The 14,823-nt window shown below is 45.7% G+C and carries 13 protein-coding genes; 12 read left to right on the top strand and 1 reads right to left on the bottom strand.

All coding sequences use genetic code 11. The annotated features are described in order from the left end of the window. Nucleotides 1–151: 151 nt before the first annotated feature. The 8 genes from BMX69_RS18060 (at nucleotide 152) to BMX69_RS18025 (ending at nucleotide 9,682) form a co-directional block, all read left to right on the top strand. Entirely contained in the window at nucleotides 152–1,498 is a 1,347-nt protein-coding gene (locus tag BMX69_RS18060) for a PTS sugar transporter subunit IIBC family protein (protein ID WP_100043129.1), read from the top strand. Then, nucleotides 1,485–3,590, top strand: coding sequence for a BglG family transcription antiterminator (locus tag BMX69_RS18055; RefSeq protein WP_100043128.1), 2,106 nt, complete (start codon nucleotides 1,485–1,487; stop codon nucleotides 3,588–3,590). Before BMX69_RS18060 ends, BMX69_RS18055 begins: the two co-directional genes overlap by 14 nt. A gap of 163 nt (nucleotides 3,591–3,753) precedes the next feature. Further along, on the top strand, nucleotides 3,754–4,224 hold the full coding sequence (locus BMX69_RS18050) for a PTS mannitol transporter subunit IIA (protein WP_025230239.1): 471 nt from the start codon (nucleotides 3,754–3,756) through the stop codon (nucleotides 4,222–4,224). Then, the gene (gene pfkB, locus BMX69_RS18045; RefSeq protein ID WP_100043127.1) at nucleotides 4,221–5,156 is read left to right on the top strand and encodes a 1-phosphofructokinase; all 936 of its coding nucleotides are present in this window, start codon (nucleotides 4,221–4,223) and stop codon (nucleotides 5,154–5,156) included. The genes BMX69_RS18050 and pfkB overlap by 4 nt, the downstream gene beginning before the upstream one ends. 28 nt (nucleotides 5,157–5,184) lie before the next feature. After that, complete coding sequence (locus BMX69_RS18040) at nucleotides 5,185–6,459, top strand: zinc-binding dehydrogenase (RefSeq protein WP_054792070.1); 1,275 nt, start codon at nucleotides 5,185–5,187, stop codon at nucleotides 6,457–6,459. A 261-nt stretch (nucleotides 6,460–6,720) separates the two neighbouring features. Next, nucleotides 6,721–8,235 (top strand): sensor histidine kinase, encoded by a 1,515-nt coding sequence (locus tag BMX69_RS18035; RefSeq protein WP_054792071.1) that lies wholly within the window; start codon nucleotides 6,721–6,723, stop codon nucleotides 8,233–8,235. Then, nucleotides 8,232–8,921 (top strand): response regulator transcription factor, encoded by a 690-nt coding sequence (locus tag BMX69_RS18030; protein ID WP_025230235.1) that lies wholly within the window; start codon nucleotides 8,232–8,234, stop codon nucleotides 8,919–8,921. The genes BMX69_RS18035 and BMX69_RS18030 overlap by 4 nt, the downstream gene beginning before the upstream one ends. Nucleotides 8,922–8,923: 2 nt before the next feature. Then, nucleotides 8,924–9,682, top strand: a complete 759-nt coding sequence (locus BMX69_RS18025) for a DUF6062 family protein (protein WP_100043125.1) — start codon at nucleotides 8,924–8,926, stop codon at nucleotides 9,680–9,682. Nucleotides 9,683–9,684: 2 nt separating this feature from the next. On the opposite strand, the gene BMX69_RS18020 is transcribed toward BMX69_RS18025, so the two are convergent. Further along, nucleotides 9,685–10,530, bottom strand: a complete 846-nt coding sequence (locus tag BMX69_RS18020; RefSeq protein WP_100043124.1) for an AraC family transcriptional regulator — start codon at nucleotides 10,528–10,530, stop codon at nucleotides 9,685–9,687. Between the two features lie 122 nt (nucleotides 10,531–10,652). Here BMX69_RS18020 and BMX69_RS18015 point away from each other — a divergent pair, with 122 nt between their 5' ends. The 4 genes from BMX69_RS18015 (at nucleotide 10,653) to BMX69_RS18000 (ending at nucleotide 14,714) form a co-directional block, all read left to right on the top strand. Beyond that, a complete protein-coding gene (locus BMX69_RS18015) occupies nucleotides 10,653–11,672 on the top strand; it encodes a Gfo/Idh/MocA family protein (RefSeq protein ID WP_100043123.1) in 1,020 nt (339 codons plus the stop codon). A gap of 3 nt (nucleotides 11,673–11,675) precedes the next feature. Next, entirely contained in the window at nucleotides 11,676–12,830 is a 1,155-nt protein-coding gene (locus BMX69_RS18010) for a Gfo/Idh/MocA family protein (RefSeq protein WP_100043122.1), read from the top strand. A 232-nt stretch (nucleotides 12,831–13,062) separates the two neighbouring features. Next, the gene (locus BMX69_RS18005) at nucleotides 13,063–13,911 is read left to right on the top strand and encodes a sugar phosphate isomerase/epimerase family protein (protein WP_100043121.1); all 849 of its coding nucleotides are present in this window, start codon (nucleotides 13,063–13,065) and stop codon (nucleotides 13,909–13,911) included. A 113-nt stretch (nucleotides 13,912–14,024) separates the two neighbouring features. Then, nucleotides 14,025–14,714 carry a FadR/GntR family transcriptional regulator gene (locus BMX69_RS18000; RefSeq protein ID WP_054791328.1) on the top strand — a complete coding sequence of 230 codons (690 nt, stop codon included), beginning with the start codon at nucleotides 14,025–14,027 and terminating at the stop codon, nucleotides 14,712–14,714. The last annotated feature ends 109 nt before the right edge of the window (nucleotides 14,715–14,823 follow it).

The following is a 14,823-nucleotide window of genomic DNA, read 5'->3' as shown; positions in this document are numbered from 1 at the left end:
TCGTTGTGCCTGCACATAAGAAATCTTATATCTGCCTTATTTCATAGGGCGAATGCCCGTGAGCTGGTAAAACCTACGGTTTTACCAGCTGCACTGTGGACTTACGGTACAATAAACTACTGTATACGGATTCAAAAGGGGAATTATATCAATGAAGTTTGCGGGGAGAATACTGAAATATTACAGCAGAGTAATTGCCGAGTGCATACCTTTGTTTGTGACAGCCGGGCTGCTGTCAGTCTTATCGGCAGTGATATTCCAGAATAAATACCTGCCTGAAATGTCTAATATATTATCTTTTCTGGTAATTCCAATATTTATGGGATACAAAGCAGGCACGATGTGCGGCGGGGATGTCGGCGGTTTAGCGGGCACCCTTGCCGCTTCTGCTGTTGTCATGGCAGAACCTGCTTCAGCCATGATTTTATCAGCCATAGCAGGCAGCACCGCCGGTTTTTTATCCCGGAGGGGTCTGGACCGGATCAAGCACCGGATACCGTCCGGGTTTGAGATGCTCTTTAGCAACCTATATATATCAGGGCTTGGATTATTAGCCGGAGCACTTACCCATTACACGCTGGTACCAGTGGCCGCATGGCTGCTCACCTTTCTGGGAAACGGCTTATCACTAATGATCGCAAAGGGAGTCATCCCTTTCATCAGCTTTGTGGTAGAACCATTAAAAATCATTTTCTTTAATAACTGGATCAATCACGGCTTTTTCCTTCCCCTGGGATTGGAGCAGATGAAAACGCAGGGAAGCTCCATCCTATTTCTCTTAGAGACCAATCCGGGTCCGGGATTTGGAATTCTCCTTGCCTATGCCCTGGTTTACCGGAATATGAGAAAGCAAATGCTTTCCAGCCTTATTATTCAGTCCCTGGGCGGCATCCATGAGGTTTACTTTCCTTATGTGCTGTCAGATATCCGGTTATTAGCTGCTGCCATAGCCGGCAGCATTGCGGGAAATTACTGTTTCATGGTTACTGGAAGCGGGCTTCTGGGACCGGCTTCTCCCGGAAGTATCATCACGATCATGATTATGGCAGACAAAAAGCATTGGCTTGGAATCCTTATGGGGATATTTGTATCTGCCGGGGTAACTTGCCTCCTGTCCTGCCTGATTATGTCTGGAAAGAAACTAAAAACTATTGCCGAAGAAGAAATACTACAGAAAGATGAAGGGATGCCAATGAAGAAAATGGAACATGCCAAAATCTATTTTGTTTGCGATGTTGGCATGGGCTCCAGTGCCATGGCCAGCGCGCTGTTTAAGAAAAGGCTGAAGTTAGAAGGCTTAACAGGTATTGAAGTATTTCATGTATCGGCTGACCGCATTCCGCCTGATGCGGATGCGATTGTATGTCAAAAGGATTTTGCCCGTTCCCTGTCAGGACTTGATAAACCATGCTTTACAGTCAATAATCTCACGGATATGTCTGGCTATAAGGAACTCCTGAACTGGTTAATGGGAGGTGGAGAAGATGGCAGTTCATGATTTTACACCCAGGATGCAGCAGATCGTCCTGGCCCTTCTTAATGAGGACGGACCCGTTCCCGTTAAGCAGCTCGCGGATCAGATCCACATCAGCAAAAGAACGGTACAAAGGGAGCTGGAGTATATTCCCAGAGTGTTAAAAAAATACGGACTCACCTTTTGCTCAAAAACGGGAACCGGAATCTGGCTGGAGGGAGATAAAGATCAGATGGAAGCCCTAAAGGCTGAACTGGAAGAGGATGATGCTCTTGATGTTTCTGACCGGATCGAACGCCAGAAGCGTCTGACTCTTGAGATTCTCAAGGATAAGACCTTAAAAAAGCTGTATTACTACAGCGATTTATTTGGAGTCAGCGAGGCCACCGTCAGTTCGGATTTAGAGGTGGTAAAAGAGTGGTTTCACAAGTATCATCTGGAGATTAAGAGAAAACCTGGATATGGTGTATTTATTGAGGGCAGCGAACGGGATTTCCGCCGTGCCCTGCGCGTGTTTATTGATGAAAACATCCATACGGAGATCATACAGGAGATGTATGAAGACAGGAACCAGTCCGTATTAAATGTGATTCAGAATAAAAGTGAGCGTAACATCTACCGGATCTTAGATGACGATATTGTAAAAAGGGTGACAGCCTGCATCTTAAGAATCCGGGATAAACGCATTCTCAATTTAACCCAGGATTCTTATCTTGGACTGGTGATCCATGTGGCAATTGCTGTGAACCGGATCCGAAGGCAGGAGATCATTGAGGAAAACCCCCTCATGACGGACAGTTTGCAAAATGATCAGGATTATGATCTGGCAAAGAGAATCACCCAATCCCTGGAAGCTGAATTTCAGATTCAGATCCCGGAAATTGAGTGTGCCTATATTTGTCTGCATATTAAAGGTTCCAAAATCCAGCAGCTGAATATTGATGAGAAGTCAAGAAGTGAAATAGAGGAATCCAGAGAACTGTGGGATGTGGTCAATGAGATGATCGACTGCTATGACGACAGCATTGCCTATCTGCTAAAGCAGGATGAGGAATTTGTAATCCAGGGCTTGATTGCCCATCTTAAACCGACTCTGGTCCGCTTAACCAATGGCATGAAGATCCAGAATCCCTTGCTGGAACAGATTAAGCAGGATTATCCGGTCATATTTGAACGGTGCAGAACCGTTGCGAAGGTAATCGAAGGGCGGTATGGATATGAAGTGCCGGAATCAGAGATTGGGTTTCTTGCCATTCATTTCGGTGCGGCAGAGGTTCGGATGGAAAGCAGGAAGGAAAGCCGGAGAAAGGTGAATATAGGGATCGTCTGCGCCAGCGGGATCGGAATCTCACGGCTTATGTCTTCCAAGGTTGCCAGGGATTTTGCAGACAGGGTGGAGTTATCGGTCTATGGAATGACGGATCTATCTCCCTACGTGCTGAGCAAGACGGATTTCTTTGTATCCACCATACCCATTAAGGAGGAGGCTGATATCCTGTATGTAAGCCCCCTGCTTCCTGCTGAGGATATGGAGCAGATTGCAGGAAAGGTACGCCGGTGTGAATTTATGCCTAAAAAACAGGATAACAAGGAGTTTACCATTCAATTAGACCAGGTGAATTTTATTGCCGTTCAGATAAAAAATGTCATCCGACTTATGGAATACCAGAGGGTAAATAATGGGATTACCTTTGAGGAACTGCTGATTGCTGTCAGCGAGAAGCTGGCTGCCTATCCGGAACGGCAGAGCATCATTCAAGAGGATCTAATGAGGAGAGAACGGCTGTGCAGCCAGATATTTCCGGACTTAAGCTTTGCCCTGCTCCATGCCAGGACGGAAGGAGTGGTAAAGCCGGTGTTTTCGGTGTGCCAGACAAAGGATGGAGAGCCATTCAGCGACCCTTATTTTAGGGGGGTATGCGTTGTATTAATCATGCTGGTACCAAAGGGTGATCATGAGGTAGAAAACAGTGATATCCTGGGTGTGTTAAGTGAGCGGCTGATCGAGGAGGAAGAGTTTTTAGAAGCGGTGAGACATGGGGGAAAAGAGGAGATAAGAGCTTTGGTTTCCCAGTATTTAAACCAATATTTCAAACATTATCTGGATAAGATATAATATAAAAGCAAGGTGAAAGCCGGGCCCGAAAGGGTCCGGCTTTTCTGTTGATTTCAGATTTGGCGTTATCAGATGGCGCCAAATGCCATTTTGTTTTCATTGAAAAGGAGGAGATAACACCCCTATAATTTAGTTAGAAAGTTAACACAGGAGGGCAAGAAACGTGTTTGGCTACGGGAAAAAGAATGTAGAGAAGAGTGCAGAGCTTCTGGAACTTGGGAATATCCGTTTAAATTGTAAACCCGGGGAAAAGGAGGCGGTAATAAGGGAGGTAGGGCAGCTGCTTTATCAGTGCGGCTGTGTAGAAGAATCCTACATAGAAGCAATGCTTCAGCGTGAACTGACGTTTTCCACAAATATCGGCAATGGAATTGCACTTCCCCATGGCGTAGAGGCAGCTAAAAAATCGGTTAAGCGCTCCGGCATTGCAGTTATGGTATTCCCTGAGGGAACAGACTGGGGGGGAGAAATGGTAAAACTGGTCATAGGGATTGCAGGGGCAGGAGAGGAGCATTTGGAAATACTCTCGATCATCGCAGACTGCCTGGCCGATCCGGCCGATGTGGAACGGATCACCGGGTGCAGTGCAGAAGAAATCCATACCATGTTTACAGGAAAGAGGTGTCCGCAATGATCGTTACAGTCACGATGAATCCGGCTATTGATAAAACCGTAGATATTGACCGGTTTGAGCGGGGAGATTTAAACAGAATAAAACGTGTGGAGTTAGATGCCGGAGGCAAAGGCATCAATGTTTCCAAGACCATTAAGGAATTAGGCGGAGAAAGCATTGCTATGGGGTTTTTAGGAGGAACCAGCGGCACCATCATCAGACATGTGCTGGCTGACCAGGGCATTCAGACAGATTTCGTGGAAGTAAAAGGGGAGACGAGAACGAATCTGAAGGTGGTGGAGGAAAATGGAGAAGTAACAGAGCTTAATGAACCCGGACCTGAGGTGTCAAAGGAGCAGTTAGAGGATCTTCTGGAAAGGCTGAATGGTTATGCAGCCCCTGATACGTTGTTTGTACTGGCAGGAAGCATACCGGCAGGCATACCAACGGATATATACCGGAGGATCACGGAAGAGGTTCACCGGAAAGGAGCAAAGGTGCTGCTGGATGCAGATGGCCTGCTGTTTGCCGAATCCTTAAAAGCAGCACCGGATATGCTAAAGCCTAACCGTTCCGAGTTGGAGCGTTATTACCAGATGGATTACCGGGCATCGGAACAGGAGTTGGTTTCCATGGGAGAAAAGCTGCTGGATCATGGAACCGGTATGGTAGCGATTTCCCTAGGTCAGATGGGCGCTTTATTTTTAACAGGGGATAAACGGTACCGGTGCCCCGGGCTTCGCGTGAAAGCCCATTCAACCGTGGGAGCCGGAGATGCCCTGGTAGGTGCCATGGCTTACGCCTGGAATGAGAAGCTTCCTCTTGAAATTTGCATCAGATTATGCATGGGAGCCTCGGCAGGTGCGGTTACAAGTATAGGGACTAAGCCGCCTAAGCGCCGTCTGGTAGATGAACTGATGCAGCAGGCAGAATTGCTGGAGATCCAGAAGTAAATGATAAATATGGTTGGAGGATAGAAATATGAAAACAAAAGCGGTAAGAATGTATGGCACAGATGATTTAAGGTTAGAAGAGTTTGAACTTCCGAAGATAGCTGAAAATGAGATTCTTGTAAAAATCATGAGTGACAGCATCTGCATGTCGACTTATAAACTGGTAAAACAGGGGAAAAAGCATAAAAGGGCTCCCCAGAATATAGATACCAATCCGGTTATCGTTGGTCATGAATGTTCAGGACTGATTGTAGAAGTGGGAAAGAAGTGGCAGGAACAGTTTCAGCCGGGACAAAAATTTTCACTGCAGCCTGCTTTAAATTACATGGGAAAACTGGATTCGCCGGGATATTCATATGAATTCTGCGGAGGTGCCTGTACATACTGCATCATGCCAAACGAGGTTATGGAACTGGGCTGCCTGCTGGACTACACGGGAGATAGTTTTTTTGAGGCATCTTTAGGGGAACCAATGAGCTGTATCATAGGCGGATTTCATGCCAACTATCATACCAACAAACGGAATTATGATCATGCCATGGGGACCAAAGCGGATGGAAGTATCCTGATCATGGGAGGCTGCGGACCGATGGGTCTGGGAGCAGTCAGCTATGGCCTTCAGTTTGAAAATAAGCCGAAGAGGATAGTCGTTACGGATATCAGCGATGAGCGGATCGCCCGGGCCAGGGAAGTGATTTCAGAAGAATCCGCAAAGGAGAGAGGGATCGAACTACTTTATGTAAATACTGATAAGATGGAGGATCCCATTTCTGATTTATTGGCTATTACAGGCGGCCAGGGCTATGATGACGTGTTTGTATATGTTCCTGTGAAAGAGGTTGCAGAGATGGGAGATAAGCTTCTGGCCTTTGACGGTTGTATGAACTTCTTTGCCGGTCCATCAGACAGCCAGTTTAAGGCAGAAATCAATCTTTATAACTGCCACTATACAAGTACTCATATCATGGGAACCACCGGCGGTAATACAGATGATCTGATCGAGGCCAATAAGCTCTCGGCAGAAGGAGCCATAGAAGCGGCAGTTATGGTCACCCATGTAGGAGGGATTGACAGCATTGCAGAAGCAACGAAGAATCTGCCTTCCATTCCTGGTGGAAAGAAGCTTGCCTATACACAATTTGATATGCCTTTGACAGCCATTGAAGACTTTGAAGAGCTGGGCAGCACTGATCCGCTGTTTAAGAAACTAAGCGATTCCTGTAAGGCGCATAAGGGATTATGGAATTGGGAAGCGGAAAAGATTCTATTTGATCATTTTGGAATAGATCCAAAGGAATTGTAAAATTTAAATAAAGAATAAAGATCTTGTATGCTGTATCCTTCCATTTATAAGAGGGATACAGCATTTTTAATCAGCTGTAAGGAAATGGCAGAATTAGAGTTATCCTTTTTTTATCACCCGGATGTCTTTGTTCCCTGGTAAATTTCGGAAATTATGCAATAATGCCGTAAATTTTAGAATTGTTTTATAAATTCTCTTGTCCATGTGTGTTATAATACCCTAAGAAATATTAATTTTTCGTTATAAATAAAGTTTCAGAGCATGGGAGAGACGAGAATAGTGAAATTAAGATTGAGAACCCGTCTTGTTGTAGCATTTTTGATTATAACGGTGATCCCCCTGATCCTGATCTTTGCAGTGGTGGCAGGGCTTGGCAATTACCAGATGAAGGCGTTCCGCAAAGCCTATGATTTAACGGAGCAGATCGATCTTCTGTCAAGCAATTCCCTGCAGTTATTTAACCGCCTGACCCGGTCGGAACAAAGGGAAATCGGCCAGATCTTACAAAGTGACCCAGGGCAGTTTCAGGATACGGATTTTTTGGTAAAGATTAATGAGAATCTGGCAACAAAGTATGCCTATATGATCGTCCGAAAGGGAGATTCTCTGATTTTTGACGGGAACAGCCATATCACCCAGGGCCTTTATGACCAGCTTCCTAAATATGAGGAAATAGACAGTAACGTTGATGGTGCCATTTATCTGGATGGAGAGACACAGCATCTGGTAAAGCAGATGGATTTTATGTATCCTGATGGGAACAAGGGGAGCGTATTCATTGTTTCCAATGTGAATGGTCTTCTTCCGGAGATCAAGGTCATGATGGCGGAAATGCTGACGGCCATCATTATGATCATCGTATTTACTGATGCGATCCTTATGATGTGGGTATACCGGTCTGTGGTAAGTCCCCTGGGGCGGCTCCAAACAGCCACCAAGAATATACGGGATGGAAATCTGGATTTCTCTCTTGAGGTGGAGAATGACGATGAGATCGGACAGCTTTGCCAGGATTTTGAGGAGATGAGGATCCGCCTTAAGGAATCTGCAGCAGAAAAGGTGGAGTATGATAAGGAAAACAAAGAGCTGATCAGCAATATTTCCCATGATCTAAAGACTCCCATTACTGCCATTAAGGGGTATGTGGAGGGAATCATGGATGGGGTTGCTTCCTCCCCGGAAAAGCTGGACCGTTATATCCGCACTATCTACAACAAGGCCAATGACATGGATAAGCTGATTGATGAATTGACCTTCTATTCAAAAATTGACACCAATAAAATCCCTTATACCTTTTCCAAGATCAACGTAGCCGGCTATTTCAGAGACTGCGTCGATGAAGTGGGACTTGAGATGGAAGACCGCAGCATTGAGCTGGGATATTTTAACTATGTGGATGAGGATGTGATGGTCATCGCAGACGCAGAGCAGCTGCGCCGGGTCATTAATAATATTGTCAGCAATTCTGTAAAATATATGGATAAGAGGAGCGGAATCATCAACATCCGAATTAAGGATGTGGGAGACTTTATCCAGGTGGAAATTGAGGACAACGGTAGAGGGATTCCAGCAAAGGATCTGCCCAGTATTTTTGACCGGTTTTACCGCACGGATTCATCCAGGAATTCCTCTCAGGGCGGAAGCGGAATCGGTCTGTCCATTGTTAAAAAGATCATTGAGGATCATGGAGGCCGGATCTGGGCTACCAGCAAGGAAGGCATTGGAACGGAGATACATTTTGTTTTGAGAAAATACCAGGAGGTCATACAGGAATGAGCAGAATTCTGATAGTAGAAGATGAAGAAAGCATTGCAGAGCTGGAGAAAGATTATCTGGAGCTGAGCGGATTTGAGGTTGAGATTGAGAATAATGGGGAAGCAGGACTTCATAAGGCCCTTCATGAGGACTTTGATCTGCTGATCCTGGATCTGATGCTGCCGGGAGTGGATGGCTTTGAAATATGCAGAAAGGTCAGGGAAGTAAAAAACACCCCGATCATCATGGTTTCCGCTAAAAAAGAGGACATTGATAAAATCCGGGGCCTGGGGCTGGGAGCCGATGATTACATCACAAAACCCTTTAGCCCTAGTGAGATGGTTGCCCGTGTAAAAGCCCATCTGGCCCGTTATGAAAGGCTGATCGGAAGCGGAGTACCGGACAACGAGATCGTTGAAATCAGGGGCCTTAAAGTCGATAAGACAGCCAGACGGGTATGGATCAATGGAGAGGAAAAGAATTTTACCACAAAGGAATTTGACTTATTAACCTTCCTTGCCCAGAATCCAAACCATGTATTTACGAAGGAAGAGCTGTTTAATAAAATATGGGATATGGAATCCATCGGTGATATCGCTACCGTTACCGTCCACATCAAAAAGATCAGGGAAAAAATCGAATTCAATACGGCTAAGCCCCAGTATATCGAGACGATCTGGGGAGTCGGTTACCGGTTTAAGGTATAAAAATGAAGGAAAAATTATACGAGATACCGTTAAATGATGCCATAGATGCAGACGAAGAGTGCCTGTTCTGCTTTCTTGAGAGAAAAGCGGAGCAGGAGCTTATGGATTTTGTATTAGGTTCCTGCGCTTCCTATATGGAAAGCGATACGAGAGAAGCCACAGACCGGTCAGGCTTTTGCCGGATCCATCAAAAGAAAATGTTTGATTACGGCAATGCTTTGGGAAATGGCTGGATCTTAAAAACCTATTATAAGAAACTGATAAAGGAAATGAAGGAAGAATTTAAGGAGTATGCTCCCGGAAAAACCTCCTTAAAGGACCGCCTTACGGGAAAGACAGGAAATGGAAATTCCATGGCTGCCTGGATCGAGGGGAAGGAAAAGACCTGCTATATCTGCGACCGGTTTTCTGAAAGCTATGAGCGGTATGTGGCAACCTTTTTCCACCTTTATAAAAAGGATTCTGTTTTTCGGGAAAAGCTTGAAAAAAGCAAGGGATTCTGCCTTCACCACTTTGCAGATCTGTGCAGCGGAGCGGATAAATATTTAAATGACAAGGAGCGGAAGGAATTTTACCCTGTCATTTTTCAGATCATGGAACAAAATATGGAGCGGATATCCGGTGATGTCGACTGGTTCATTGAGAAATTTGATTATTTAAACAAGGATGCGGATTGGAAGCAGTCAAAGGACGCCGTTCAGCGTGGGATGCAAAAACTGCGTGGCGGATACCCGGCAGATCCTGCCTATAAGCAGCGGTAAGCTTACCGGCTAAGGCGCTTAAACTGTCCGGGCGTATAACCTGTAGTCTGGCGGAAGGTGCGGATGAAGTTGGAATAATCATGAAAGCCTGATAAATGGCAGGCTTCTAAAACCGTATGTCCCTGGGAAAGCAGCTCCTTTGCCAGAGCCACCCGCTTTACCACGATATACTGGAATATGCTGCTTTCTGTTTCAGATTTAAATAAGTGGCTGATATAATATTTATCAAGGGAAAGAGCCTGGGAGATAGAATCCAGGGTCATGGGCGTTGTTAAGTTTTTGTCAATATAACTCATGATTGCCTGGGCCCTATGGGGCTTAGGGGCTGTTCCCCCGGGGCTTGTCTTTTGCCAGGCCCTGTTAATAAGAATAAGAATCTGGAGCAATGTGGTCATTGCTGTTAAGTCGCTGCCGTAGGAGCAGCGATTTTTTTTTGCCTCGTGAAGACACTGGGCCATGGAAATCAGGCTCTCGTATTCCTCTTTTGAAAGCAGGACCAGGTTGCCTATGGCAGGTTCCCGGTGGAAACATTCTAACAGGTTGGTGTCAGGGGTACAGTAAGGGCGGATAAAGGCGGGGTTTACATGAATGACCAGGCGGGTGAAGGCTTCGCTAGTGGTGTTGATGGCCTTGTGGATCTCCCGGTTGGAAAACAGGATTAAATTTCCCGGGTTCATATCATAGCATGCATTTTCCACAAAATACTGGATATGGCCGTCCATGAGCAGATAGATTTCATGGCTGTTGTGCATGTGAAAATCCACATTTCCTGCAATCTGGCTGGTGGTAAAATCACAGCTGAAAGGCTCGGTAAATTCGCTGTAATGGTAAAGGCTCTCCTTTTTCATGGCTTCCTCCTGAAATAGACAATTTATGCATACTTCTAGTCAATCTACGCAAACAAATTGCGTCAAGAACAGTATATAATAAATCTATCATAGAAAGAGGAAAAAGAAAAGAGGAGGTAGTCATGGTTCGGGTTGGGATAATCGGCTGCGGAAACATCGGGGGAGTTCACACCATGGTACTGAATGAAATAAAACAGGTTAAGCTCTGCGCTCTGGCAGATATCCGCCTGGAACGGGCAGAGGAATACTCGGCCCGTTTTACGGATGGAAAGGCGAAGGCTTATGATTCCATGGAGGAGATGCTTGAGAAGGAAGCACTTGACGTGGTCCATATCTGCACGCCCCACTACTGCCATGTGCCAATGGCAGTAAAGGCCCTAAAGAAAGGGCTTCATGTATTTATGGAAAAGCCGCCCGCCATAAGCAGGGAGCAATTCGATGAGCTTTTGGAGGCTTCCGGCCAGAGCGGGGGCAGGTTAGGTATCTGTTTTCAGAACCGGTATAATGAAACAACAAAAAAGGTTAATGAACTTTTGGCCCAGAGAATACTCGGGAGGATAAAAGGCGGAAGGGCCTTTGTTACCTGGCACAGGGATGCTCCCTATTACACAGAGAGCGGCTGGAGGGGAAAGCTTGAGACAGAGGGCGGTGGTGCGTTGATCAACCAATCCATTCACGCCCTGGATCTGCTACTTTCCTGGCTCGGAAAACCAGTGAGAACAGAAGCTTCCATGAGCAATCACCATCTGAAAGGAATTGTGGAGGTGGAGGATACACTGGAAGCCTATATGACTTTTACGGAAGGAACGGATCCGGTAAGCGCCAGCTTTTATGCCACTACGGCTTACGCCATGGATGCACCGGTTTTCTTAGAGATTGCCTGTGAAAATGGGTTTGTCCGCCTGGAAGGAAACTCTGTCTGGTATCAGATGAAAGAGCAGGAGGAGCCGGTGGTATGGCAGGCGAAAAAATCTTCTCTGCTGGGAAAGACCTATTGGGGCAGCGGGCACGAAGCCTGCATCAGAGATTTTTATGATTGTCTAGAAACCGGGAAGGCCTATTTCAATGACCTTGACTCGGTTCAGAATACATTTTACACCATGATGGATATTTATGATTCTGCAAGAAATGAGGGGAGATAGGACATGGATAAGGTAAGACTTGGTATTATCGGAATTGGAAATATGGGAAGCGGCCACTTAAAGAATATTCTGGAAGGAAAGGTCCCGGAGATGGAAGTGACTGCGGTAGCGGACCGCCAGGAAGGCAGAAGGGCTTGGGCAAAGGAGCATTTACCGGAGTCGGTTGCTGTTTTTGAAGAAGGAGAGGATTTAATCGCAGCAGGCGTATGCGACGGAGTCTTGATTGCAGTGCCTCATTACCAGCATCCCGAACTGACCATTGATGCCATGAACCACGGACTGCATGTAATGTGTGAAAAACCTGCGGGGGTTTACACCAAGCAGGTACGGGAAATGAACGAGGCAGCTAAAAAATGTGACCGGGTCTTTGGCATGATGTTCAACCAGAGGACCAACTGTATTTACCGGAAAATGCATGAACTTGTAACCGGCGGGGAACTGGGAGCCATCAAGCGGGTCAACTGGATCGTAACGGACTGGTACCGCACCCAGTCCTATTATGACTCAGGAAGCTGGAGAGCCACCTGGGATGGAGAAGGCGGCGGCGTACTGTTAAACCAGTGTCCTCACAACATGGATTTAATCCAGTGGATCTGTGGAATGCCAAGCAAGGTACAGGCATTCTGCCACAACGGAAAATGGCATGATATTGAAGTGGAAGATGATGTAACAGCTTATTTGGAATATCCAAACGGGGCCACGGGTGTTTTTGTCACCACAACCGCAGATGCACCGGGAACAAACCGGTTTGAGATCACTTTGGAGATGGGGAAACTGGTCTGCGAAAATGGCAAGCTCATGCTTCATAAGCTGGCTGAAAACGAGCGTACCTTCTGCAAAACGGCAAAGGGCGGATTTGATACTCCGGAATGCACGGTGACAGAGGTTGAAACGGACGGGGAGAATGAACAGCATGTTGGGGTTTTAAAGGCATTTGCAGGCAGAATCCTTCACGGTACGCCCCTTATTGCGGAAGGCGTGGAAGGTATTAACGGTCTGACCTTATCAAATGCCATGCATTTATCCAGCTGGTTAAAGAAAGAAGTGGAGATCCCCTTTGATGAAGATTTATTCTTAGAAGAGCTTAATAAACGCCGCAGTGAATCCAGGAAAAAAGAAGGAACCGGCGTGGTATTTAACACAGAAGGAAGCTATTAAGAAACACCCTTCGGGTATCCCTTAATGCCAAAAAAACATGGGCAGCAAATAGGAAACACCCTTCGGGTATCCCTTTATGCCCAAAGTGAATGAGCAGCAAATAGGAAACACCCTTCGGGTATCCCTTTATGCCCAAAGTGAATGAGCAGCAAATAGGAAACACCCTTCGGGTATCCCTTTATGCCCAAAGGACATGGGCAGCAAATAGGAAATGAAAAAAGGAGAAACGATTATGTGGGATGGAATTTTATTATCTGGTTTTGCAGATGAAATCGATATGGACTTAGGAAAGCAGATTAAAGTATTAAAGAAGCTTGATATTCATCATGTGGAGATGCGGGGCGTTAACGGCAAGGGCCTGGTCGAGTATTCGATCAATGAAGCAAAAGAAATCAAAAAGCAGCTTGATGAGGCAGGCCTCCGTTTATCCTCCGTTGGTTCTCCCATTGGAAAAATAAAAATCACCGATGATTTTGCCCCTCACATGGAGCTTTACAAGCATACGGTGGAAATCGCCCATTTGATGGATGTTCCATACATCCGTATGTTCAGCTTCTTCATGCCTGAGAATGAAAGTTATGCTCCTTACCGGGGAAAGGTCATGGATCAGCTGGGACAGTTTGTTGATTACGCAAAGACCAGCCAGGCAGTGCTTCTTCATGAGAATGAAAAGGATATTTACGGAGATGTGGCAGACCGCTGCCTGGAAATCATGAAGGAATTCTATGGGGATCATTTTAAGGCAGTCTTTGACTTTGCAAATTTTGTTCAGTGCAAGCAGGATACTCTGAAAGCTTATGAGATGTTAAAGACCTACATTGCCTATATCCATGTTAAGGATGCCCTGTGGTCTGATGCCAGCGTGGTTCCGGCAGGCATGGGAGACGGACATGTGGAAGAAATCTTAAAAATGCTGAAAAACTGTGGATATAAGGGATTTTTATCTCTGGAACCTCATTTAAGCGATTTTGCAGGATTCAGCGCTTTGGAGCAGAATGCAGCAAATAAGAAAAAATTGAGCGGAGAAGAGGCCTTCACCATGGCCTATGAGTCACTTAAGAAAATACTGGAATCAATTTAACAATATCCCATATTCCTGCCGACTGGCTTATGAATGCAAGAGTGAGATAAGAAAATGTCACTTGTAATTTGTCTGACAAGCTGTTATAATGCATCTCAAGGAGATTAATGCTTATGAAGATTCAAAAATCGAATGTAACAGCTCAGATTATTGAATATATGAAATCCAACATTGAAAACGGCATCTGGAAAGCCGGTGAGATGATTCCGTCGGAGCATGTTCTTACTGAGGAACTTTCCGTATCTCGGGCAAGTATCCGTACGGCGATTCAGCAGTTCATTGCATTGGGACTGATGGAGAGCCATCATGGAAAGGGAACTTATCTTATTTCAAATGATATGTCCGTCTTTCGGAAAACCGGCAGAAAAGATCATTACTACAGCATGGAAGACATTGTCCAGTCTCTTCAATATCGAATTGTCGTGGAGAAGGGGACGGCCCAGTTGGCAGCGGAGCATATCACTCCGGAGGGGTTAAAGCGGCTGGAAGCTTATCTTGATGAGATGAAACGAAGTGTGGGAGATTCGGATGAGTTTGTGCACAGCGATATGATGTTTCATCAGGAGATTTCAGAAGCCTCCGGTAATCTGCTGCTTAAGCACGGTTTGTGTGAAGTGCTTTCAAACACGAGAGAGTACCATCATCAGCTGAATGAGCTGGTTGGATATAAAAATGGCATCTATTATCATACGATGATTCTGGAAGCGCTTAAGAATCGGGATGGGAAAAAGGCAGGACTGCTGATGGAAGAGCATCTGCAGACTTCCATGAAAGATGCGCTGGACTCAGAAACTGAAACATAGTTCATTATATTTTAGCCCCGGCATGATGAGCCGGGGTATAAGATAGAAGATACTTGTCAGACGACTAACAAGGTGAAAAACAAGTTAAGGTATTGGAGGAAAAGGAGAA

The sequence above is a fragment of the Lacrimispora sphenoides JCM 1415 genome (assembly GCF_900105615.1).
In the GTDB taxonomy this organism is placed as follows: domain Bacteria; phylum Bacillota; class Clostridia; order Lachnospirales; family Lachnospiraceae; genus Lacrimispora; species Lacrimispora sphenoides.
This window is presented reverse-complemented; position numbering and strand designations above follow the sequence as displayed.